Origin of the sequence: Lacrimispora sp., assembly GCF_046972725.1 — a bacterium.
In the GTDB taxonomy this organism is placed as follows: domain Bacteria; phylum Bacillota; class Clostridia; order Lachnospirales; family Lachnospiraceae; genus Lacrimispora.
This window is the reverse complement of sequence record NZ_JBKVXF010000002.1, coordinates 768,728-790,902: the sequence shown is the minus strand read 5'-3', so window position 1 is coordinate 790,902 and position 22,175 is coordinate 768,728. Positions and strand designations below refer to the sequence as shown.

At 45.0% G+C, this 22,175-nt stretch carries 21 protein-coding genes; 2 read left to right on the top strand and 19 right to left on the bottom strand.

Annotated features, from left to right (window positions below):
* Positions 1-21: 21 nt before the first annotated feature.
* The 11 genes from ACLTWA_RS11975 to ACLTWA_RS11925 all read right to left on the bottom strand — a co-directional run bounded on the left by ACLTWA_RS11975 (position 22) and on the right by ACLTWA_RS11925 (position 11,168).
* Entirely contained in the window at positions 22-918 is an 897-nt protein-coding gene (locus ACLTWA_RS11975) for a hypothetical protein (protein WP_412327982.1), read from the bottom strand.
* Positions 915-1,637, bottom strand: a complete 723-nt coding sequence (locus tag ACLTWA_RS11970; protein ID WP_412327981.1) for a DUF1700 domain-containing protein — start codon at positions 1,635-1,637, stop codon at positions 915-917. The genes ACLTWA_RS11975 and ACLTWA_RS11970 overlap by 4 nt, the downstream gene beginning before the upstream one ends.
* On the bottom strand, positions 1,634-1,954 hold the full coding sequence (locus tag ACLTWA_RS11965) for a PadR family transcriptional regulator (RefSeq protein ID WP_412327979.1): 321 nt from the start codon (positions 1,952-1,954) through the stop codon (positions 1,634-1,636). The genes ACLTWA_RS11970 and ACLTWA_RS11965 overlap by 4 nt, the downstream gene beginning before the upstream one ends.
* 41 nt (positions 1,955-1,995) lie before the next feature.
* On the bottom strand, positions 1,996-2,235 hold the full coding sequence (locus tag ACLTWA_RS11960) for a PspC domain-containing protein (RefSeq protein WP_412327978.1): 240 nt from the start codon (positions 2,233-2,235) through the stop codon (positions 1,996-1,998).
* Between the two features lie 250 nt (positions 2,236-2,485).
* Positions 2,486-3,526: a TRAP transporter substrate-binding protein gene (locus tag ACLTWA_RS11955; RefSeq protein ID WP_412327976.1), complete on the bottom strand. Its 1,041-nt coding sequence runs from the start codon at positions 3,524-3,526 to the stop codon at positions 2,486-2,488.
* Between the two features lie 60 nt (positions 3,527-3,586).
* On the bottom strand, positions 3,587-4,672 hold the full coding sequence (locus ACLTWA_RS11950; protein WP_412327975.1) for an ABC transporter substrate-binding protein: 1,086 nt from the start codon (positions 4,670-4,672) through the stop codon (positions 3,587-3,589).
* Between the two features lie 35 nt (positions 4,673-4,707).
* Positions 4,708-5,757: an ABC transporter permease gene (locus ACLTWA_RS11945; RefSeq protein WP_412327974.1), complete on the bottom strand. Its 1,050-nt coding sequence runs from the start codon at positions 5,755-5,757 to the stop codon at positions 4,708-4,710.
* A 2-nt stretch (positions 5,758-5,759) separates the two neighbouring features.
* A complete protein-coding gene (locus tag ACLTWA_RS11940) occupies positions 5,760-7,304 on the bottom strand; it encodes a sugar ABC transporter ATP-binding protein (RefSeq protein WP_412327973.1) in 1,545 nt (514 codons plus the stop codon).
* 180 nt (positions 7,305-7,484) lie between these two features.
* Positions 7,485-8,285 carry a response regulator transcription factor gene (locus tag ACLTWA_RS11935; protein ID WP_412327972.1) on the bottom strand — a complete coding sequence of 267 codons (801 nt, stop codon included), beginning with the start codon at positions 8,283-8,285 and terminating at the stop codon, positions 7,485-7,487.
* A gap of 7 nt (positions 8,286-8,292) precedes the next feature.
* Positions 8,293-9,774 carry a sensor histidine kinase gene (locus ACLTWA_RS11930; RefSeq protein WP_412327971.1) on the bottom strand — a complete coding sequence of 494 codons (1,482 nt, stop codon included), beginning with the start codon at positions 9,772-9,774 and terminating at the stop codon, positions 8,293-8,295.
* Between the two features lie 149 nt (positions 9,775-9,923).
* Positions 9,924-11,168: a D-alanyl-D-alanine carboxypeptidase family protein gene (locus tag ACLTWA_RS11925; protein WP_412327970.1), complete on the bottom strand. Its 1,245-nt coding sequence runs from the start codon at positions 11,166-11,168 to the stop codon at positions 9,924-9,926.
* A 188-nt stretch (positions 11,169-11,356) separates the two neighbouring features.
* Here ACLTWA_RS11925 and ACLTWA_RS11920 point away from each other — a divergent pair, with 188 nt between their 5' ends.
* The gene (locus tag ACLTWA_RS11920) at positions 11,357-12,742 is read left to right on the top strand and encodes a polysaccharide deacetylase (RefSeq protein WP_412327969.1); all 1,386 of its coding nucleotides are present in this window, start codon (positions 11,357-11,359) and stop codon (positions 12,740-12,742) included.
* A gap of 130 nt (positions 12,743-12,872) precedes the next feature.
* Here ACLTWA_RS11920 and ACLTWA_RS11915 read toward each other — a convergent pair whose 3' ends face one another.
* From ACLTWA_RS11915 to ACLTWA_RS11895, 5 genes are all read right to left on the bottom strand, one after another.
* On the bottom strand, positions 12,873-13,826 hold the full coding sequence (locus ACLTWA_RS11915) for a GTP-binding protein (RefSeq protein ID WP_412327968.1): 954 nt from the start codon (positions 13,824-13,826) through the stop codon (positions 12,873-12,875).
* Between the two features lie 17 nt (positions 13,827-13,843).
* Complete coding sequence (locus ACLTWA_RS11910; RefSeq protein WP_412327966.1) at positions 13,844-14,998, bottom strand: CobW family GTP-binding protein; 1,155 nt, start codon at positions 14,996-14,998, stop codon at positions 13,844-13,846.
* A 231-nt stretch (positions 14,999-15,229) separates the two neighbouring features.
* On the bottom strand, positions 15,230-15,418 hold the full coding sequence (locus ACLTWA_RS11905; protein WP_412327964.1) for a FeoB-associated Cys-rich membrane protein: 189 nt from the start codon (positions 15,416-15,418) through the stop codon (positions 15,230-15,232).
* An 83-nt stretch (positions 15,419-15,501) separates the two neighbouring features.
* The gene (locus ACLTWA_RS11900; protein WP_412327963.1) at positions 15,502-16,521 is read right to left on the bottom strand and encodes an LCP family protein; all 1,020 of its coding nucleotides are present in this window, start codon (positions 16,519-16,521) and stop codon (positions 15,502-15,504) included.
* Positions 16,522-16,582: 61 nt separating this feature from the next.
* Positions 16,583-17,236, bottom strand: coding sequence for an HAD family hydrolase (locus ACLTWA_RS11895; protein ID WP_412327961.1), 654 nt, complete (start codon positions 17,234-17,236; stop codon positions 16,583-16,585).
* Positions 17,237-17,381: 145 nt separating this feature from the next.
* On the opposite strand from ACLTWA_RS11895, the gene ACLTWA_RS11890 reads away from it, so the two are divergent.
* Positions 17,382-18,104: a DUF305 domain-containing protein gene (locus tag ACLTWA_RS11890; protein WP_412327959.1), complete on the top strand. Its 723-nt coding sequence runs from the start codon at positions 17,382-17,384 to the stop codon at positions 18,102-18,104.
* 61 nt (positions 18,105-18,165) lie between these two features.
* Here the strand turns inward: ACLTWA_RS11890 and ACLTWA_RS11885 are convergent, their stop codons facing one another.
* The 3 genes from ACLTWA_RS11885 to ACLTWA_RS11875 form a co-directional block, all read right to left on the bottom strand.
* Complete coding sequence (locus ACLTWA_RS11885; RefSeq protein ID WP_412327957.1) at positions 18,166-20,064, bottom strand: fructose-specific PTS transporter subunit EIIC; 1,899 nt, start codon at positions 20,062-20,064, stop codon at positions 18,166-18,168.
* Complete coding sequence (gene pfkB, locus ACLTWA_RS11880) at positions 20,064-20,981, bottom strand: 1-phosphofructokinase (RefSeq protein WP_412327955.1); 918 nt, start codon at positions 20,979-20,981, stop codon at positions 20,064-20,066. Before pfkB ends, ACLTWA_RS11885 begins: the two co-directional genes overlap by 1 nt.
* A gap of 282 nt (positions 20,982-21,263) precedes the next feature.
* Positions 21,264-22,118 (bottom strand): MurR/RpiR family transcriptional regulator, encoded by an 855-nt coding sequence (locus ACLTWA_RS11875; RefSeq protein ID WP_412327954.1) that lies wholly within the window; start codon positions 22,116-22,118, stop codon positions 21,264-21,266.
* Between the last annotated feature and the right edge of the window lie 57 nt (positions 22,119-22,175).

Here is a 22,175-nt window from a genome sequence, read left to right as displayed (position 1 = left end):
GTATTTCTCCTTTCTGCTATGTTATTCCTGATGAATAAACCCTACTTCAATGGCTCCCACTTCACAGTCCAGGTCCATGGTTTTGCCTGATCCGTTATCGATCTTTTTTCCGTTTCCGAACACAGCAATATCTTCATCTCCCACTTCAATGGCTCCCAGTTTACAGCGCACCTCATAATCATAATCTTCCTTTTTTCCGTCAATCTGCAGTTCGATGGCCCCCGCCTGGCATTTGGCTGTAATATCGCCTGAGGCAGCCCCTGAAAATTCTACGGCTCCGGCTTCCGCTTCTGCATTAAGCTCTCCTGTATTTCCCCGGTTGATTTTTATAAGTCCGGCCTTTGCTTCCAGCTTCATCTCATCGGCCAAAAGAGCATCGGCAACCAGGATAACGTCTGAATCCTGTCTTCCAACCAGCTTTTTTGAACGTTTCAAACGGATATCCACACTGGAAAACCGGTAATCCTTAGGAACATGAATGGTAAGAAGAAGATCTGTATCGCTTTCCGTATCTCCCGGATAACTGTATAGCTTTAATTCTCCATCATCTTCCTCAATATTATAAAAGGAGCCGTCCTTGTTGCAAAACACGGTAATTTCTTCTCCGGGTAAATCATCTTCCCGAATAACCACTTTTCCGGCTGTGATAAAGCCACTCAGTTCTTTAATTCCTGAAGCAGCAAAAACCTGTTCTCCCTGATCTAAAAAATCACCGGGGTCATAGTCATACAAAAACATGTTTTTACTCCAGAGTTCATTCAAAGTGACATGACTGAGTTCCTCTTTCCAACGGGCCACCTCTTTTGGCAGAACATCATAGAAACTCCCTCCCAATGATGCCGAAACTGCCGTTATGCCTCCGCCTATAAAAATACAGGCCACTCCGGCTATGATGCAGCCTTTTATAAATTTACTCATAAACGGCTCCTCCTTCCATACAACAACTTCTGAATGAAATTTACACTGCTCTGGAACAGGTAAGGAAGAAACTTACCATAGAATGCTCCGCTGACAGCCAGACCAAGACTTCCAAGTCCAAGAACCATGACCCCTGTCCCGATGACGAGAGTTCCTGCCAAAGGGTGAATGGGCATGGAAACAAATCCAGCCACAATGAGAGCGGCTCCTGCCACCAGAAAAGCGAACGTAACTGCACCGACCACGATGACTGCAGCAGCAAAGAGCCCGAAAAGCCCTCCAATCAATCCTATGATTCCGCCTCCGATGCCTAACAGCAAAGGCGATGCTGCAACGATAAGAATGATCCAGATAATCAGCTTCGCGGTTCGGTTGGTATCCTGCGTTTCTCTCTCTTTTTTTGCTCTTTTGCCGTATTCCTCTGTTGTCTCAGGAAGATCATAACGCTTTGCCATCTGGTAATTTGGGTCTTTAAACCTCTCATCCTGATAGCCTTTTTCCGTAAATTCTCCCCCGTCTTCCAGATTACCGGAAATCTCCGTACGAATGATGGCTGCAATGCGTTCCGGACTGCCGAAATCTTTAATTACCTGTTCCTCATTCTCCCATCCTGCCTCTTCCAGATAATCCCTGTAATATCCGATGGCATCTGACTTTTCCTCGTCTGGAATATCCGACAGTAAATACTCCAGCCTTCTCATAAACTCTTCCCTGCTCATATATGTGCCTCCTCAAAAATCCGGGATATCTTCTGGGAATACGCTTCCCACTCACCTCTATAAAGATTCAACTGAACCCTTCCCTTTTCCGTAATTTTATAATATCTTCGGTTTCTTCCGTCAAATGCCAGATCATACACTTCCAGACATTCTTCCTTCTGCAGTCTTCGCAAGACCGGATACAGGGTCGATTCCGATATTTCTATAACATTTCTCACATCCTGGGTAATTTTGTAACCATAGGTGCCTTCCTGATCCATCGACACTACCGCCAGGACAATGGCGTCCAATAACGCTGCTCCTGTGTTAAAAACCATGTGTCCCTCCTATCTCTGCTGCCGGAACTGATTAAATGTGCTCAAATCTCCGGTGCCTTGGGTATGATTACCGCTGCAATAATATAAAGAACCAGACTTCCTCCTACCAGGGAAAATCCCATAAGGGATTCAAATAAGTACCGCCATGTCTGAAATACCATGAGAAATATCCATATTAACCTTATAATTACCGGATCCACGGAAAAGTACTCTCCGATCCCTCCACAAACACCGCATAAGACCTTGTTCTTTGACGAACGATACAAACGTTTTGGTTCCACTGTTTCCGCCTTCCTTTCCTCTTCTTTAATTAATAACGATATATAATATTATTTTACTTTTTATATTATATTCTATATAGTATATATTATATGTGGTATAATATTGTTTGTCAACACTTATTATATTAATTCTTAAGGCTGCTTAAAATCCCTACATATGATTGTTCAGAAACTCAAAGAGAAACCGGATTCAGGCATTTTCCCTGAATCCGGTTTCTTTTTGCAAAAGCCCTCGTCTTTCCTTCATTCCTCACTGCTGCTGGGCAATCCGGTTGACTACATCAATATAATCCCTGCAATAGGTCTGGTATACACTCATAACTGCCGCACGAAACCTTACCTGTTCCGAAGGGCTTAACTCTGTTACCACACAGCCTGCCTTTTTCAGCCGCTCCATAACACTTTCTTCCCTGATCTTCCACAGCTTCCTTTCATAAAGAGCCGATTCTTCTCCGCAGGCCCGTATGATTTTTCTGTCTTCCCCGCTTAACCGGTCCCAGGTAGACTGGGAGGCCAGCTGCATCTCCGGGATTCTGCTGTGGGCATCTAAGGTGATGTATTTTGCCACCTCATAATGGTTCATAGTCTCGTAGGAAGGCCAGTTATTTTCCGCTCCGTCAATGGAACTGGTTTCCAGTGCCGCATACACTTCTGAATAAGCCATCGGCACCGCCTTTGCACCAAGCGCCTCCACCATAGCTGCCATCATATCAGACTTGGCCACCCGGATGCGCATCTTTCTTAAATCTTCCATCCGTTCCACCGGGCGGGAGGAGTTGTAAAAATTCCTGGCACCTGCGTCAAACCAGGACAAGGCAACCATTCCGCTGCCGTTTAACTCTTCCTTAAATTCCTCTCCGATCTTACCGTCTAAAACCTTCCACATATGGGTCTCGTCCCGATAGACATAGGGGAGCTGAAGCACATTGAACTTTGGCCTGATATCCGTCAGCATCATGACCGACACTCTGGCAAAATCCACGCCTCCATATTGAAGCTGCTCTGCGATCTGATTTTCGTCTCCCATTTTTTCTCCGGAAAATACATTGATTTTGATTCTTCCATCGGTCCGTTCAAAAACCAGTTCTGCAAATTTTACGGCCCCCTGTGTGGTGGGATAATCATCGGGCTGGTTATCCGCATAAGTAAAAACAAATTCCGGTGCCGTCTTTCTTCCTGAAAACAGTGCCGGTTCCTCCCTATGCATGGCGTACCAGGAACCGGCAAGTCCCCCTGCTGCAGCCATTAAGAAAAAGGCACAGACTCCTGCTTTTACGGTCCGTTTGTCCATTCATTCACCCCCAAAACGCCTCCCCTGGGCACAGAGGAAGCGTTTGAACTATAGTTTTTATTACGGATTGATGATAGCCTGAACTTCCGGATCATCCACATTGGTTTTATCTACCAGAATTACACCTGTATCTATGGTCTTTTCTTTTACGGTACCGCCATCAGACATCTCAAGGGCTGTCCTGACACCGTCATATCCCATATAGAACTGACGCTGTACAACAGATGCGACATCGTACTGACCGCTGCGGATCATGGTTTCGATCTCAGCGGAGAAATCGAATCCTACCATGGAAATATCGGTGCGGTTGGATTCCGTAATACCGGTTACGAAACCAACGGTGGAACCGTTATTAGGGCCAAATACTGCTTTTAAGTTTGGATAGGTCGTAATAAAATCCTGGCAGAATCCTACTGCCTTACTGATATCACCGTCATTTACCTTGATATCGTTATTTAAAACCTTCCAGCTCTGCGGTGCATTGGCATCCCAGTACTCGTTAAAGCCTTTTACACGGTCATTGATGGTCTGTGAACCAGTGGAACCAACCTGAATGGCAATCTGAGCCTCTTCGGTCTCTGCAATTCCTCTGTCCTTCAATCTGCGGATCAGTTCCTCTGCAGCTGTTTTTCCCGCTTCCACATTGTTGGTAAGAAGAGCGGCGCCGTAATTGTCACTTTTAATTACCGTATCCACAAGCACTACAGGAATACCGGAATTATTAGCCTCTGTAATGGGTGCATCAAGAGATACACTGTCAAGAGGTGCAATTACGATTCCATCTGCCTGCGCAGATACTGCGTTCTGCAAAAGGGTAAGCTGGCCTTCAATGTCAGATTCCAAAGCGGTTCCTACTACAACCACGTTGCAGCCCAATTCCCGTCCAGCCTGCTCTGCTCCTGCCTGAAGAACGCTCCAGTACTGGTTTCCCAGCACCTTAACGATTACATAAATCGTTTTTTCTCCATCTTTCTTCTCTGCCTTTGCATCTGTTTTTGCAGCTTCAGACTTTTCCGGCGCTGTTTCCTTGCCGGTGCTCTCTGCCGCAGCGGTTGCTGCCGCACCGCCTGACGATTGGCTGGAACAGCCAGCCAGACCGGTAACTACCATGGCTGCTGCCAGCAAAACTGCTGTTACTTTTCTCATGGTTCTTTCCTCCTGAATATTAAATGACATAATTTTTATTTTACCAAGCCGAAAAAACGCTTGATTGCCCCTAAATCACCGCTCTTTTTTGCGGTCTGAGATGCAACTGCAATCAACAGGATTACACCTACAATTACCTGCTGCCAGAAAGAATTGACCCCATTTAAGTTCAATCCGTTCCGGATTACACCCATCATCAACGCTCCGATTACCGTATTTAAGATGGTCCCTTCTCCGCCTAAGATAGAGATTCCGCCCAATACGGAAGCTGCAATCGCTTCCATTTCATAACCGTTTCCTGCCGTCGGCTGTGCGCTGGAAAGACGGGAAGCTACCAAAATCCCACAGATTGCTGCCGATAAGCCAGAGATACAATAAGCAAACATACGGGTTTTTACCGCATTGATTCCGGAAAGCTTTGCTGCCTCCAGGTTAGAACCACAGGCATAGATCTGACGTCCGATACGCATTTTTGCAAGTACAACTCCAAGAATCAGTGCATATACCAGAGTAATGATTACACTGTATGGAAGCCCGTTTCCTCCGATTCTCCCTCCGCCGAGTACATAAAACTGTTTCTGGACCTCCTGAGAAGGAATATTGGTTGTATAAAGCGGTGCACCGTTTACCAAAACGTTAGCCATCCCCCGGTAGACCCATTGGGTCGCCAGAGTTGCGACGAAAGGCACCACCCCAAGAATCTCAATAAAAAATCCGTTCATAACACCGGTAAGTATTCCCATGATCAGGCACAGTACGATACAGACCATAAGCGGAAGCCCCTGCATCAGAAGCGCCACCATTATAATACCTGACAGTGCCATGGAAGCACCAGCCGATAAGTCATTCCCCCCGCATACAAGGCAAAATGTCAGTCCGCAGCCAATGATGGTATAAGTTACGATCTGCTGCAAAAGATTCTGTAAATTGGCCGGAGCAAGAAATTTCGCCGGCTGAAGAACCGAAAACAGCACAAACAGTCCGATCAGGATTCCCAATGAATAAATTGCACGCCGGGTAGCTGCATCCAGCCTGCCAAACGAGGCTCCTTTCTTTTCCTGTCCCTTTGCTTTTAAGTTTGCCATCCTTACTCTCCCTTTCTATTTCCTACACCCGATAACGTGGGCGCCGGCTTTCCTTCCAGTTTGTTATAACCTGCCGCCAGATATAAAATCTCTTCCTGTGTGGCAGTTTTCGCGTCCAGTTCCCCATTGATCTCTCCCTGATGAATAACCAGAATCCGGTCACTCATACCCAAAATCTCCGGCAATTCAGAGGAAATCATGATGATTGATACTCCTTGATCACTGAGCTGGTTAAACAGCTCATATACTTCATACTTGGCACCTACATCGATGCCTCTGGTAGGTTCATCAACGATCAGCACCTTTACGTCATTGCACAGCCATTTTGCCAGAACCACCTTCTGCTGGTTTCCTCCCGATAAATTCCTGCAGAGCTGATGGACACTTGGTGTTTTCGTCCGCATGCGCTTTACATACTTTTCCGCATTTTCAAGTCCTGCCTTATCATTGATAAATCCAAAACGGGTAATGCTTGGAAGATGGGCCATATTGGTGTTATATTTTATATCCAGCCCCAGAGCCAGGCCATCCCTTTTCCGGTCCTCTGTTGCATATCCTATTCCATGTCTGATGGCCTGAATCACCGAATTGACCTTAATGGGTTTCCCTTCCATGTACAGTTCCATGGAATCCGGCTGATCCGCACCGAAGATGCACCGCATAAGCTCTGTCCTGCCTGCTCCCACAAGACCGGAAATCCCAAGAATTTCTCCCTTTCTCACATACAGGTAATCCGCATTGACCTTTGTCCCTCTCCGTACATTCCTGGCTTCCAATACGATATCTCCAATGGTCCGTTTATGTTTGGGATACTTATCTTCCAGAGAACGGCCGACGATCATATTCACCAGTTCATCCATGGTGATCTCATTCAGCCTTCTGGTGCCTATGTACTGGCCATCACGTATAATCGTCACTCGCTGGCAGATCTGATTTAACTCGGCCATACGGTGGGAAATATAAACCATTCCCACGCCCTTTTCCTTTAACCGCCTGATGATTCCAAAAAGCTGCTCGATTTCTTTTTCCGTCAGCGTAGCCGTCGGTTCGTCTAGAACCAGTATTTTTGAATGAAAACTGATTGCTTTGGCAATTTCCACCATCTGCTGCTGAGCAATGCTTAAACTTCCCACCTGTACATAAGTATTGATATCAATTCCCAGATCATCTAAGATTTTCTTAGCTTCCTCATGCATCTTGCTGTCATCAATAAAAATCCCTTTTTTATGAGCCCTGCCAATAAAGATATTATCTGCAACGCTTAAATGCCCGCACATATTCAGCTCCTGCATAATAATACTGACTCCAAGCTCATGTGCTTTGGCAACTGAGTCAATCACCACTTTGTTTCCTTCAATAAAAATCTCTCCTTCATCTGCCTGATACACTCCCGAGAGAATCTTCATCAATGTAGATTTTCCGGCTCCGTTCTCTCCTACAAGTCCTAAAACCTCTCCTTTATAGACCGACAGTTTTACTTTATCGAGAGCCTTGACCCCGGGAAAGCTTTTGCTGATTCCTTCCATTCGAAACAATTCCTGTTCCATCCCTCATCCTCCTCTCTGCTTGTTACACAACGCCTCTGTGTTTGAGTTAATTATACCGGTATGCAACTCCGGATTCTATCGTAACATTTTATCATCCCTAGTAAAATTTTATCTTTTTTAGTGAATGGCCACAAAAAAAACGTCTGTCGTGCTACAATAACAGACGTTTTTACAATCAATTCAAGATTGAAGTTCTTTAAGTCTGGTCATTCTGTACTCAGAGGGATTCACCCCTTCCAGACGCTTGAAGACCTTTGTAAAGTAATTGGAATCCGTGTAACCGACTCTGGCTCCTACCTCCTTTACGATTACATTCGGCTGTTCTAAAAACTTTTTTGCCTCATTGACTCTGTATTCCATCAGATAGGAAGTAAAGCTTTGTCCAAACTGCTGCTTGAATATCTTACAGAAATAAGGTTCAGAGTATCCGATGGCGCGGGCAATTTCATTCATGGAAATTTCCTGCATAAAATGAGACCGGATATATTCCTCCACCATGGATGTCATCACAGACAGCCGGCTGCCGCTGTAGTCCGGTTCTTCCTCCCCGGCAGGTATGTATCTGTCCGCCTGGATTTCTTTAGGCGCAACGGGCGGCTGACTCCGTTCACCGGTAATCCGCAGGGCTTCTTCCACAACGTTTAGAATCTCCTTCTGGGAGTAAGGTTTCAGTAAATACTCCATGGCCTTGATGGAAATGGCTTTCCTTGCATAGTCAAACCGGTCGTAAGCAGTTAAAAATATCAGACAGCAATGCATATCTTCCTTTCGCATGATTTCTGCCGCCTGAATTCCATTAAGCCCCGGCATACCTATATCTAAAATCACCACCTGGATTTTTTCGCGCCGGAAAATATCTACCGCTTCCTTTCCATTCTGTGCCTCAAAAACATGGCAGCTTTCTCCGAATTTCTTTTGTACCATCTTTTTAAGCACGATGCGTTCAATCATTTCATCTTCCACAATCATCAACCGATACATTCCCGTATTACACCTTCTTCCGGCCAAATTCGATTTCTACCACTGTCCCTGCGTTTTCTATGCTGTCAATGGTTACCCTGCCATATTCGTAATAAGCAGAAATTCTCCTGTATATATTTCCAAGACCGATCCCAAGTCCTGTCCCTTTTGTTTCCATGGCATTGCGTATGCTTTCCAGCTTTACCGGATCCATTCCCTTTCCCGTATCAGATACCGATATCCACAAAAACTCCCCTGGTTTTTTAATGCTCACATGGATGCTGCCTCCATTTTCCTTTTCTGATATGCCGTGAATGACTGCATTCTCCACCAGCGGCTGCAGCATAAAAACAGGTATTTCCTCCTGATATAAGTCCTTGTCACAGGTGATTTCGCAATGAAAACGGTCTCCAAAGCGCATCTGCTGAATGTACATATAATCGCGTACCACCTTAAGCTCCTGCTCAAGGGGTTCAAAGGTGTTGGAGGTACGAAGGCTGTAACGAAGAAGGTTCCCAACAGCTACCAGCATTTCCTCTGTCACCGGCGCTTCCTCCATCTGAGCCATCCGTGTCATCATATTCAGAGTATTGAACAAAAAATGCGGATTCAGCTGACTTTTGATCAGCTGCAGCTGTGCCATGGAAAAACGCTTTTCCAGATCCGCCCGTTCCAGTTCGTGACGGTACAGTTTTTCTTCCATCTGTCTTTTCTCTTCTGCCGCCAGCACATAATTCTCCGTGGAGCGTTTCATTTTGTTAAAGGCTTTTACCAGCTGTCCGATCTCGTCCGTCCCATCCCAGCGCACATCAGGAGCAGAAAAATCATTTTTTTCAATTCTTCCGGAAACCGTTGCCAGCTGCACCATGGTCTTTACAATGCTGCCTGTAATAAAGCGAAGAAGAATCACCAGGACCAGAAAAGCCGTAAGGCTGATTGCAACCAGAAGATAGGGCATCCGCTTCAGTGCAGAGATCTGAATTTCATAGTAAGCGTTACCATCCATTAAAACGATCTTCGTCAGCCGGGTGGCATAAATGTCCAGATATTTCTGCATGCTGTAGGTCTTATATAGCTCCTTTATATAATCCTTCTCTTTGGAACTCATGGATATGACTTTTTCCCGCTGCTTTTCATAGGTTTCATATCCATTGATAATGTTCCAGGTGACTCCAAACCGCTCCTCTCCAATCTGATTATAATCATAAGGAAGTCCGTTTAAATGTCCTCTGGTCTCCCGGCAGGCAAACTGGTATGCCGTCCGGTTTTCTGCTGTATCGCCAGCCATAAGGCGGGCAAACATTTCACTTTCTTTTTGCATGGACTCCTGGAATTTATAGCACGACAGATTGTCATCCATAATGTTCCTTGCTCTATCAATAAATACATATACCACTCTTAAGTTGATAAAGATAGACGCACCCATGATCATTCCCACACTTCCGATAATCACATACAGCTTCTTTTTCAAGGTCATTCCATACCAAAGAGCCAACAGCCCATTCCCCACCTGCTATCCTCCCATTTATCGTTCCTGTATTTTGTGCAATATTTATATTTAATCTTATACTTTCTCGAACTTTTTGTCAATATTTTTGCATAAGGAAAGAAGCGCCATACCAGAACCATCGTTCTGACGGGGCGCTTCCTGTTATCAACTTAAAGATTAAAGGCTCTCAAAAGCCGTTTCAGATAATCAAGGAATTTTGCTTCCCTTACGGCCCCGGCTGTATAAACCGGAACCTCACCGATCTTCTTACCACTCAGAGTATACACAAGATTACCGGCAGGCTGACCCTCTTCCACCGGTGCCGGAAGGGAAGGAACCAGATCCAGTGTTTTTTCGATGGCAGTAAAATCTTCCCCCTTAAGACTTAAATAAGAGAAGGAGCCTCCGTATTTTAAGGGAACCACTTCCTCTACACCGTTATCCACCACCATATCCGGAAGCGGAAGCATTTCTTTATCCTCATAGAGCTTGCAATTGGCGTATCCATAATTTAAAAGGGTCTGGGCATCGGCAAATCTGGCTTTGTAGTCCGGCGCCGCCATAATGGAGGCAATCAGACGGACCCCATCCTTTTCTGCTGTGGCTGACAGGCAGTATTTTGCAATGGAAGTGGATCCGGTCTTTAATCCGGTTACCTTGAAATTGGTAGCCATTTTTAAAAGTTTATTGGTATTGGAAAGGCCAAATTCCTTTGTCCCCTGTTTTGTTACATGGGTGATGTTCTCCATCCAGATGGTGGAGTAATTATGAATCTGAGGATACTTATTAATCAGCTCTCTTGACATAATGGCAATGTCTCTGGCTGTGGTTACATGGGTCGGTGATTCCGTCAGACCGCAGCAGTCTTCAAAATTGGTGTTGGTCATTCCCAGAGCCGCCGCCCGCTCATTCATCATTTTTACAAATTCATCTTCTGTACCTGCTATGTACTCTGCCATGGCCACAGATGCGTCATTTCCTGATGCAACAACAATACACTTGATCAGGGTCTCCACCGTCTGTATCTCTCCCTCTTCCAAAAAGACCTGAGAGCCGCCCATGGACTTTGCATGTGCGCTGGTCACAACCTCATCAGTAAGCTTGATTTTACCGGAATCCAGCGCATCAAAAATAAGTATCAGTGTCATGATCTTTGTAATACTGGCCGGACTTTTCTTTTCATCCGCATTTTTCTCAAAGATGACCTGCCCGGTAGATGCCTCCATCAAAACAGCACTTGGCGCCTGGATACCCGGGCCGGACTCTGCAGACTCTGCATTTGCTTCCCTGGCCTGTTCTGCCTGTACAATCATGTCCGAGGCTACTGCTATATCCGGCTCCTGCCCTGCTGCCGGAACGCATAAACTGAAAAACAGCAGGAAACAGCTTAAAACAAATGCCGTAACTTTCCTCATGCGATATACCATCCCCTGAAAATTCCTTTGTACCATTGTATGGGAGCATTTCACATCCATATGCCATTTTTTCCAAAAAAATTTGCCCGCTTTCCATTTCATCTTCAAATAAAGTATGTTATACTTGTACAGGAAATGCTGCAATCATTTGGTAGCAACCTAATATAACAAGATTAAGGGGCTAAACTATGAAACTAAACAATTTCCGTGAACGGCACTTTGCCAGAGGCCGAAACCGCACACTTCACCTGATAATCATTGCATTCTTTATTATGTTAATTCTCGCAATACTGGTTTTATGCAGCATTGCGGTCAATAAAAGGTTTGGAAACAAAGTCATACCTGCCGATTCCTCTGTAGCAGGTCCTTCCTCAGAAAATCAGGATGCACCCAGGGAGCCTTCCGAAGAGGATCCTGTACTCGCTTTACTTTCTAAAGCGGAAGCACTTGCCTCCCAATACGATTATGACGGAGCCATCAGTCTTTTAAAATCCGATGCAAGTGTTGCTGCAAGAGATGAGATCACATCAGCCATTGCCGGCTATGAAACAGCAAAAGCCGCTCTGGTGCGCATCAATCCCCAGGATGTGACCCATGTTTTTTTCCATTCTCTGATTATGGATAATTCCAAAGCCTTTGACGGAGATAAGAAACAGGCCGGCTACAACCAGATGATGACAACAAAGTCTGAATTTTTAAAGATCATGCAGTCCATGTATGACCGTGGATATGTTTTGGTAAAGCTTCATGACCTGGCCTACGAGACCACAGATGAAAACGGCAATCCTAAATTTACATACGGGGATATTATGCTTCCTGAAGGAAAAAAAGCCTTCGTTCTTTCCCAGGATGACGTATGCTATTACGAGTACATGAAAGGGGACGGCTTTGCCTCCCGCATCATCATAGGAGAGGACGGCTATCCCACCTGCGAGATGGAGATGGATGACGGCAGTGTTGCAGTCGGAGATTACGACCTGGTTCCCATTCTTGAATCTTTCATTAAAACTCATCCCGGTTTTTCTTATAAGGGTGCAAGAGGAATCCTGGCCCTCACCGGCTATAACGGCATCTTTGGATACCGGACCGATGAAGCATACAAAGACACCAATCCAAACTATGAAGAGGACCGCAGGCAGGCAGCCGCAGTTGCCCAGGCATTAAAAGATCACGGCTGGGAACTGGCTTCCCACAGCTGGGGGCACCGGAATATGGGTGCTATCTCCATGGAACATTTTAAAACCGATTGTGACAAGTGGGCGCGAAACGTAGGAACTTTAATCGGTCCCACAGATATCATTCTTTTCCCCTTTGGAAGCGATATCGGAAGCTGGACGCCTTATACCGATGACAACGAACGCTTTACTTATTTAAAATCTCTGGGCTTCCGCTATTTCTGTAATGTGGATGCCAGTAAGACTACCTGGATGCAGATGGGCACCGACTACTTCCGGCAGGCCAGAAGGAATCTTGACGGATACCGGATGTATTATTATCCCGACAGCTTAAAAGACCTTATGAATGTCCCCGACGTCTTTGACCCGGAAAGACCAACGCCGGTTCCTCCGATGTAGTTTTTCAGCCAGATTAAGGACCTGCAACAACAGTCTGTACAATTAACCTAGAAAGAACAAAAATACGTCTTGATTCAAGCCTTTGCAGCCTGAATCAAGACGTATTTTTATATCCATGATTTCTGTTTAATTAGAATTGGACAAACCCTTTGACAGGCTGGGCAGGTTCCACGGAATCTGCATAGAGCACCGGGCCTTCTCCTTCATAATCCTTCCAGAATTCATATGCAATTCTGGCTTTGACCTTTACCCACTGTTTCGTCTCAAGATCTTTCGCTTCCCGGGATTTCGTAACAAACCCTAAAAAAGTCATATCATCTTCACAGCAGGTCATTGCCATTCGGCCGGGCACAAAGTAATTCTTAGGGAAATCCGGAGTCTTTAAGACCATTGCCGTAAACTCTACGGTCTTACCTTCGTAACGGTCCTTTCTTTCCATACAGTCAATATACCAGATCCCATAGGCCTGGGGAGAAATCTTCACCACCTCTTCATTAAGATCGTAAGGCAGATCTTCCTCTGCAATCTCATTGACTTCTCCCTCAGAATCCTCAAATACGATTTCTCCCCTTGGACACATGGCCTTGAGTGTACGGCGGTAGCCGGACAAATCCTCAATACCATCGCAGCGGTTGCAGATAATCATCTCTGAATTGCGGACCATGGAATAAAGCAGCGGCTTCATATTGGCAGAATACAGATCAAAGGTTGTCATATCAATCAGCGTGATCTGCTGATAGATCTTCCAGTCATCCGGCAGTTTTAAGTCATCCAGATTCCACATACCGTTCCATTCGATCAAAACCCGTTCCGGATTATGAAGAAGCTCCAGCTCCACCAGCCTGTCCGGAGTCATCTCCTCCATGCTGTCAATTAATACGGTTTCCGTATGGTTGCGTTTAAGAAGCTCTGAATCATATTCGTTTTCGCCCTCTTCACAGACGATCAGCAGCGTCTTCCCTTCTGCTTTAAAATAGTCCTGCTCCATGGTAAACTGGAGAAACTGGGTCTTTCCGGACTCCAAAAATCCATTGATCAGGAATACCGGCAAAAAATCGTCTTCCATTGTATCGGTGTTACTCATTATTTCCTCCATTCTGCTTATCGTTTAAAGGCTTTTACCAGTTCCTCTTCCTTTAAATCAGCTCCGATCACGCAGACCTTCCCCGTATATTCCGGTGATCCGCTGCGGATCTCATACTGTTCCGGCACCAGATCAAAGTAAAGCCATTCCCCTTTTTCTTCTCCAGGAACCATGCCTTTGGCACGTAATACATCTCCAAAGCTGTCTCCATATGCCAGCTCATCAAGGATATTATCCAGGTCTTCCCTTTTCATTGGATTCACATGTTCAAGACCCCAGCTGGTAAATACTTCCTCCGCATGATGATCATGGTCATGATCCCCGCCGCAGCTGCAGCTTCCGTCATGGTGATGGTGATGCTCGTGGTGGCCGTCTTCCCCATGGTCGTGATGGTGATGCTCATGGTGGCCGTCTTCCTCATGGTCGTGATGATGGTGATGGTCGTGGTCATGATGATGATGACCGCCGCAGCCGCATTCTTCCTCTTCGTGATCATGGTGATGGTGGCAGCCACAGCCTTCTTCATGATCGTGGTGATGGGCCTTCACCTCTTTTAAAAGATCTTCGACCATTGTATCGGGTTTCTCAATGATCTCCAAAAGCTGCTTTCCGCTCAGCTGCTCACAAGGAGTTGTTATAACAGAAGCATTTGGATTCAATTCCCTTATAATTTCAACAGCCAGGTCTACTTTATCCGCCGGAGCAATATCTGTACGGCTTAAGACTACGGTTCCCGCATTCTCGATCTGGTTGTTAAAAAACTCACCAAAATTCTTGCGGTACATCTTACACTTCTGGGCATCTACGATGGTAACTGCACTGTTTAAAACCACCTCCAGCTCTGAAGCCACATCAACAACAGCCTTCATAACATCAGATAATTTTCCTACCCCTGATGGTTCAATAATCACCCGGTCCGGATGATATTTTGTAAGAACTTCCTCCAGAGACTTTCCAAAATCGCCTACAAGAGAACAGCAGATACAACCGGAATTCATCTCCCGTATCTCAATACCGGCATCTTTTAAAAAACCGCCGTCAATACCGATTTCGCCAAATTCATTCTCAATCAGGACAACCTGCTCACCGGCAATGGCTTCCTGTAATAACTTCTTAATAAAAGTTGTCTTTCCGGCTCCAAGGAAGCCGGAGATAATATCAATCTTCGTCATACCAACACATACCTCATTTCTTTCCAGAGATTAACAAGAAACTACAACTACTTATTGTGTCACAAACTGAAGCATAAGTCAAGCAAAGCCCCTATAGTTTCCTTACACATAATACCCAAAAATTATCAGCTTAATAAATACCCGGAAAATATCCAGGCAAAAACAGGATTCCGCCTTTTGATACAGCAAAATATCCGAAGCTTCATACGTCTCCGGATATTCATGTTTTCCCTATTCCTTTTTATTTTCTGACTGCTCCGGTACGTTTTTAAAATAACAATTATCACAGCCGCAGCCGCAATGACCGCACCCGCAGTTTCCTTTTCTTTTCCTTATCTTCCTTCCGGCTAAAACCACCAGAATGATAAGAATGAGTGTAATGATAATCGTCGCCCCATTGGCAGAAAGCCACAATAGCATGGAATTGCCTCCTTAATGTCAAGTATTATTTCTCATTGATAGGATATTCCGCAATCCGCTCATTGTAGTTAAAAAATATATTTTTATTTCCCTGACTTTATTTTAATCTGTCTGCCTATCTCCCGTACCGCCTCAGACGGCTGGTAATCTTCTTCATCGAATAAGAACTGATGAAGACGCTTAACATTTGCTTCCATATCAACAGGAACCACACAGTCCTTTTTTCCAATCATAACATCTTTTAATTTAGAGGGAAATCCTTCCGTCCCGGTCAAATGAAACCGTTTTACATTCTTAATAAGAGGAAACATGTCTTTCATTCCAATGCTGGTGGATATCTGAGGCAGCACTGCAGTGACCAGTCTGTTTAATGTTCCCAAATCAGCCTCTTTTGCCTTTTTAAGCACCAGATCGGCAACTTCTCTCTGCCGTTCTGTCCGCTTGAAATCCGTATCCATCTTTCTAAGCCTTGCATAGGCAACAGCCTGAACTCCATCCAGATGATTTAATCCTTCTTTTTTCAAATGATGGGAACCTATTCCCGTGGATTCTACCGTCTCCGTAATAAAGCCATTGATCACCCGGAATTCTTCCCGGCTGATATCCACATCAATTCCACCCAGAATATTTATGGCGTCTGCAACCGCTTTCCAGCTAAAGGCCGCGTAATCATCAATACTTAAGTCCAGATTCTCTGTCAGAGCCTCAACCGCCTGCGCCGGACCTCCAAGGAAATATGCATCATTGATCTTACCATATCGCCCCTTTTGATTCAGCTTTAAATAAGTATCGCGGTAAACGGATACGATCCTGATCTCTCCGGTCCCCAGATTTATATTAAAGACCATCTGCATATCAGATCTGGTATCCTTTTCAAGAGTGCCTTCTCTGGAATCCACCCCAAAAACTGCTACCGTCCAATAGCCTTCCATCTTCTCCTGGGTTTCTATGCTTATATTGGTGTTCTGGACCGGTGGTGTCGGCACTTCCGGCAGCCGCTCAGGCATATGGGAAATGTTCCAGGCATATCCTACCATCGTTCCAATTAACGCGGCCCAAATGGCTGCAATCATAATAAATCCCCATTTTAAGTAATTAGCCATGGTTCCTCCGATATCATCTGCTCATTCTTATCTCTCCTTAATTTTCCTCTAATTTAAAATTTTATTCAAAAACATGTTTTATCTTTTCCGGATGGTCAATCACGTACTTAGGATTAAATGTTTCCAGTTCTTCCCGGTCTCTGAATCCCCAGGTTACAGCAACCGTATCCATTCCTGCATTGATTCCGGTTCGCATATCCGTGTTAGTATCTCCGAAGTAAAGGCATTGGGAAGGCGAAACATGAAAATAACCGGCCGTGTATAGCGCACCGGACGGGTCTGGTTTACAGGCGATCAAATCTCCTTCTCCTGTGATCAGATCAAAGAATCCCTTACCAAAACTGGTTTCCACACACTCTACGGCCCGTTCATGGCCTTTGTTGGTCAGCACTGCAATCCTTATTCCCTTGTCTTTTAAGAAACATAAGAACTCCGGTATTCCCTCATAAGGTCTTACTTTATAGAGGCAGTTTTTCTCAAATACCTTTTCATATACGGCCAGGGCTTCTTCATAATGAACCAGATTTTCATCTCCGGAAAACAAAAGTGCCCTCTCTACCAGCTTTTTAAAACCATCTCCTACAAACTGTTTGGTATGAGCCTCATCCACAGTTTTATAACCAAAATGTTCCATCGTCAGACTAATGCTGTGCGATATGGACTCAATGGTATTTAATATAGTTCCATCTAAATCAAAAATACAACATTTATACATGATTTTCTCCCCTCTGTTTGCACACATTCTGTTTTACATTATAAAACAAACAGCCAGAAACATCCAGTATACCCCTTTTTTGCATAACACCCACAATTATGACCATAATAAAAATGTCCGGTTGTTGCGGATACGGGAGAATATTATGAACGATAAAAGAAGATATTGGGTTATATTAATCATCATTGGAGTTGCCATACTCCTGATTGCTTCATTAACCACAGCCAACTGGTATCATAACCAGAAGACCATAAAAGAACAGACCTCTGCAGAACGTATGCCCGATTCCCTGTCTGTGGAATCAAACAGAAACTTAGACAATGTTTCAGCAGAAGATAATGTAAACCGGTTTTTAGCAAAACAAAGGGAGATCATGAAGGAACTGCTACAGACTTTAAAGAAAATGGAACGAACCGGCAATGGTTCTCTTGACTATTTGATGGGAATGATTTCTTTGAATGAATCTGCAGCAACAATATCCGAATCCTATCTCTCTCATGGCGGAAGCGACCGGCAATTCACGGCCATTTCTAAAAATATAATCTCAGGCCATGAAGATGAGATTGCCAAAATAAACGGGCTTATCAATCAGTACCGTTTGGACGAACATAAAGATGAAGATAAGGAAAGTGCTTATCTGGAAGATTTCACCTGCCTGCTAAGTAAGTATGAGAAAATGGATAAACCAGCATCTGACAGCCTGGAGCATGCTTACGCAGCCGCCATGATCCGCCATCATCAGATGGCAGTGGATATGGCCAGATCCATACTGGAATATACGGATTACAGTGAAATCAAATCCATGGCTCATAACACCATAAACACCCGGGAACAACTGATCAGTGACTTAAAAAAGCTGGCTCCCTGACCTTCCTTTTTCTCTTAAGCAGATAAGCGCCGCAGCCAGAATGCTGCGGCACTTGTACTGTTTATTTTGCTTCCAGGTCCTTTTTCAGTACTGCCAGTACCGCGCAGCCTGCAACCGAACCGATAACGACCGCCGCCAGATATCCAAACGGGTTTCCGATCGTAGGCAGAACAAAGATTCCTCCATGAGGTGCTCTTAAGGTACAGTTGAATGCCATGGACAGGCCTCCGGCTATGGCAGAGCCAGCCATGCAGGATGGAATGACACGGATAGGGTCAGAGGCTGCAAAAGGAATTGCTCCTTCTGAAATAAAAGAAAGTCCCATAATATAATTGACCAGACCGGATTGATGTTCCCTTTCTGTAAATTTCTTTTTAAAGAACGTGGTACAGAGGGCAATCGCAAGGGGAGGAACCATACCGCCGGCCATAACTGCTGCCATAATGTCAAAATTCCCTTCCGCAAGCTGTGCGGTGCCGAATACATAAGCTGCTTTGTTCACAGGCCCGCCCATATCCACAGACATCATTCCACCGACCACTGCGCCCAGAACGATCTTGCTGGTGCCGCCCATGTTGTTTAATAAACTGGTCAGTCCGTCATTGATCGCGCCCACAAAAGGGTTGATAAAGGTAGTCACAGCCGCTGTCAGAAGAATACCGATCAACGGATATAAAAGCACAGGCTTGATTCCCTCTAAGGATTTTGGAAGCCTGCGGAAGGATTTTTTAAGCATCAGCACAATATATCCACCGATAAAACCGGCTAAAAGTGCTCCGAGAAAGCCGGAGTTCACACTTCCTCCGGCAGGGTTTGCAAAGGTTGCTCCCATTTTTGCAACAAGCCCGCCTACAAAGCCTACCGCAAGACCGGGCCTGTCAGCAATGCTCATGGCAATGTACCCTGCCAAAACCGGAAGCATCATACCGAAAGCCTGTTCCCCTATGGTCTTTAGATAAGCCGCAAGAGGAGTGTTCTTACCAAAATTAGAGGGGTCAATGGAATAGTCATCAAATAAAAATGCCAGTGCAATCAGGATTCCTCCGCCGATTACAAAAGGAAGCATATGGGATACCCCATTCATCAGATGCTTATAGATGGAATGTCCCATTCCATCCCGGTCACCGCTTTCTGCTGAAACAGTTCCTGAATGATGGTAGACCGGAGTTTCACTGCTGAGTGCTCTTTGAATCAGCTCCTCTCCCTTTTGGATTCCTTCTGAGACCGTGGCCATAACCACCCGCTTTCCGTCAAATCTGGCCATATCCACATTTTTATCTGCTGCGATGATGATTCCGTCCGCAGCTTCAATTTCTTCTTTTGTCAGAACATTACCGGTTCCTTCGGCCCCATTGGTCTCTGCTTTCAACGGAATTCCCATTCGCTTTCCGTTCTGTTCCAGGTTCTCAGCTGCCATAAAGGTGTGAGCTATTCCCGTGGGGCATGCAGTTACTGCCAGCACCCGGTATCTCTTAGATTCTGATGGCACTTTCTTTTTATACTTCTGGGACTCTTTATCATCAATCAGCTGCAAAAACTCTTCTTCCGACTCTGCATGTATCAGATCCTCTTTAAAATCCGGATCCATAAGAAGAGTGGAAAGTCTCGACAGCGCTTCCAGATGAAGATCAGCGCCTCCTTCCGGTGCTGCAATCATAAAGATCAGATTGGCATCCGATCCGTCAAACGCCCCATAATCCACTCCGTCAGGCACGACGATAACTGCCAGCCCTGCTTCCTTTACCGCTGCGGTCTTTGCATGAGGAATGGCAATTCCCTCACCCACTGCGGTGCTGGAATGGGCCTCCCTTTTTAATATTTCTTCTTTGTAGACGGTCCTGTCCTTTAACCTGCCGCCCCGGTCCATCAAAGACACCAGCTTATCGATTGCCGCTTCCTTATCCGGAACCTTTACCCCCAGTTCAATGCTTTCCCTTTTCAGTAACTCTGTAATCTTCATCAAAACCCCTCCTTTGATAGTTCTTCATACAGTTTCATGATCTCATCCTTACCGGCAAGCCCCTCTGAGAATGCGCTGGCACTGCCAGCTGCACTTCCAAGTCTTAAAGCATGCTCATAACTGCCGTTTTCCAGATAGCCTGCAAGGAAACCTGCCACCATGGAATCCCCTGCTCCCACAGAATTTTTCACCGTACCTTTCGGGACTCCCATCCGGTAAACGCTACCCTCTTCGGTAATCAGGACTGCTCCATCCCCTGCCATGGAAACCAGCACGTTCATTGCCCCCTTTTTTTGAAGGCGTTTCCCGTATTCAATGATTTCCTCTACACGGTTAAGGGTCACTTGAAACAGCTCTCCCAATTCATGATTATTGGGTTTTATTAAGAACGGATGGTAAGGAAGCACACGAATAAGCAGATCTTTTGTGGCATCCACCACGATGCGGATTCCTTTCCCGCTTAAACGGGCCATAATCCGCTCATAGATATCATCGCTGATGGATTTTGGAATGCTGCCGGATAAAACCAGCACATCCCCTTTTTTAAGACTGTCCAGTCTGTCATAAAGGCTTTCTATATCTTCTCTTGTGATCTCCGGTCCCATTCCATTTAACTCTGTCTCTTCCTGTGATTTAAGCTTTATATTGATTCTTGACATCCCTTTTTCCACCTGGATGAAATCCGACCGAAAGCCCAAATCCTTTACTCTCCGTAAAATCTCCTGGCCTGTGAATCCTGCCACAAAGCCAAGAGCAGTGCTTCCAAAACCTAAAGCGGCAAGGACTGCTGATACGTTCAGTCCCTTTCCCCCACAGTAGATATCCTCCCGGCTGGCTCTGTTGACAGTGCCAAGGGTGAAGTGATCAACTTTTACCACATAATCCAAAGCCGGATTAAAAGTTACTGTGTAAATCAAATGTCACTCCTCCTTTAATCTGTAAAATTTTATTTCATCTCCCATTAATAATATAATACGATTGTTTTGTTTCGTCAACATCTTTCACTAAGAAATACTATTTCTTGTACTTTTTCAGCATTTTCCACAACTTTCTACAATCAAATATTAAAAATGCGTTTTTATCTTGTGCTTATTGCACGATTCTTATCTCATTTACACGAAGAAAGAAAGTTATACAAAAAATAAGAAGGGAACCCACGAAAATCCATGCGTTCCCTCCTTATAACCTTTATATATTTTTTACTTTTTATCGTCAGAGATCGCAATCTCATGACGTCTGATATGATCATGGGAATCTTTCTTACTGACGGATAAGAAAAGATATAAGATCTCGATGACCATGGTAGCTGAAACCCTGGAAAAGCAAAACTCACCCAAAAGAAGTTTTTCCCTGGTCGCCGTAGTAATATGGTAATCACAGGCTTGTCCAAGAGGCGAGGTCGGGTTATTGGTAATGGCTATCGTAGGGGTATGATTCTCCTTTGCGACAGCAACAAGCGTCATCAGCCGCTTGGAAAAACCGGAATTGGAAATAACGATAATCGCGTCCTGTTCTTTCAAATTACAGGTATAAGCCATCTGAGTCTCCCAGATCGGCCCGGCTACCGCCGCAATCCCCAGCTGATTGAATTTAAAAGAACCGTCAAGAGCAACCGGAATCGTATTGCCAACGGCTACCAGCTGCACGGTCCTCGCCCCTTCAATCACATGGAGGATCCGGTCAAGCTCCTTGACATCCATCATCGAAATCGTCTGTGTAAGTTCCGCAACCTTATTGGCCAATATATTTTGAAGGGATTGAGGCAGGTTCTCTCTGTTGATTTCATTGGACACTTCAATAGAATTTCCCCGTTCCTCAGCAATCTCCCTGGCCAGATTGATCTTCAAGTGGTGAAAGCCGTTAAACCCGCATCTTCTGCAGAATCTGGATACCGTGGCATCGCTGGTTCCGCTTGCAAGAGCCAGTTCTGCTACCGTCATATCAATCATCTCACTTTTATGAGCCAGAATATAGTCTGCAATTTTTTTTTCCGCTTCAAAGAAGGAGTCGTAAGAGGAACAAAGCACTCCGGACACACTGATATTTTCCTGCATAAACAACCTGCCTCTCATGTAATATTATTTTATAATTATATCACGATGCGAAATATA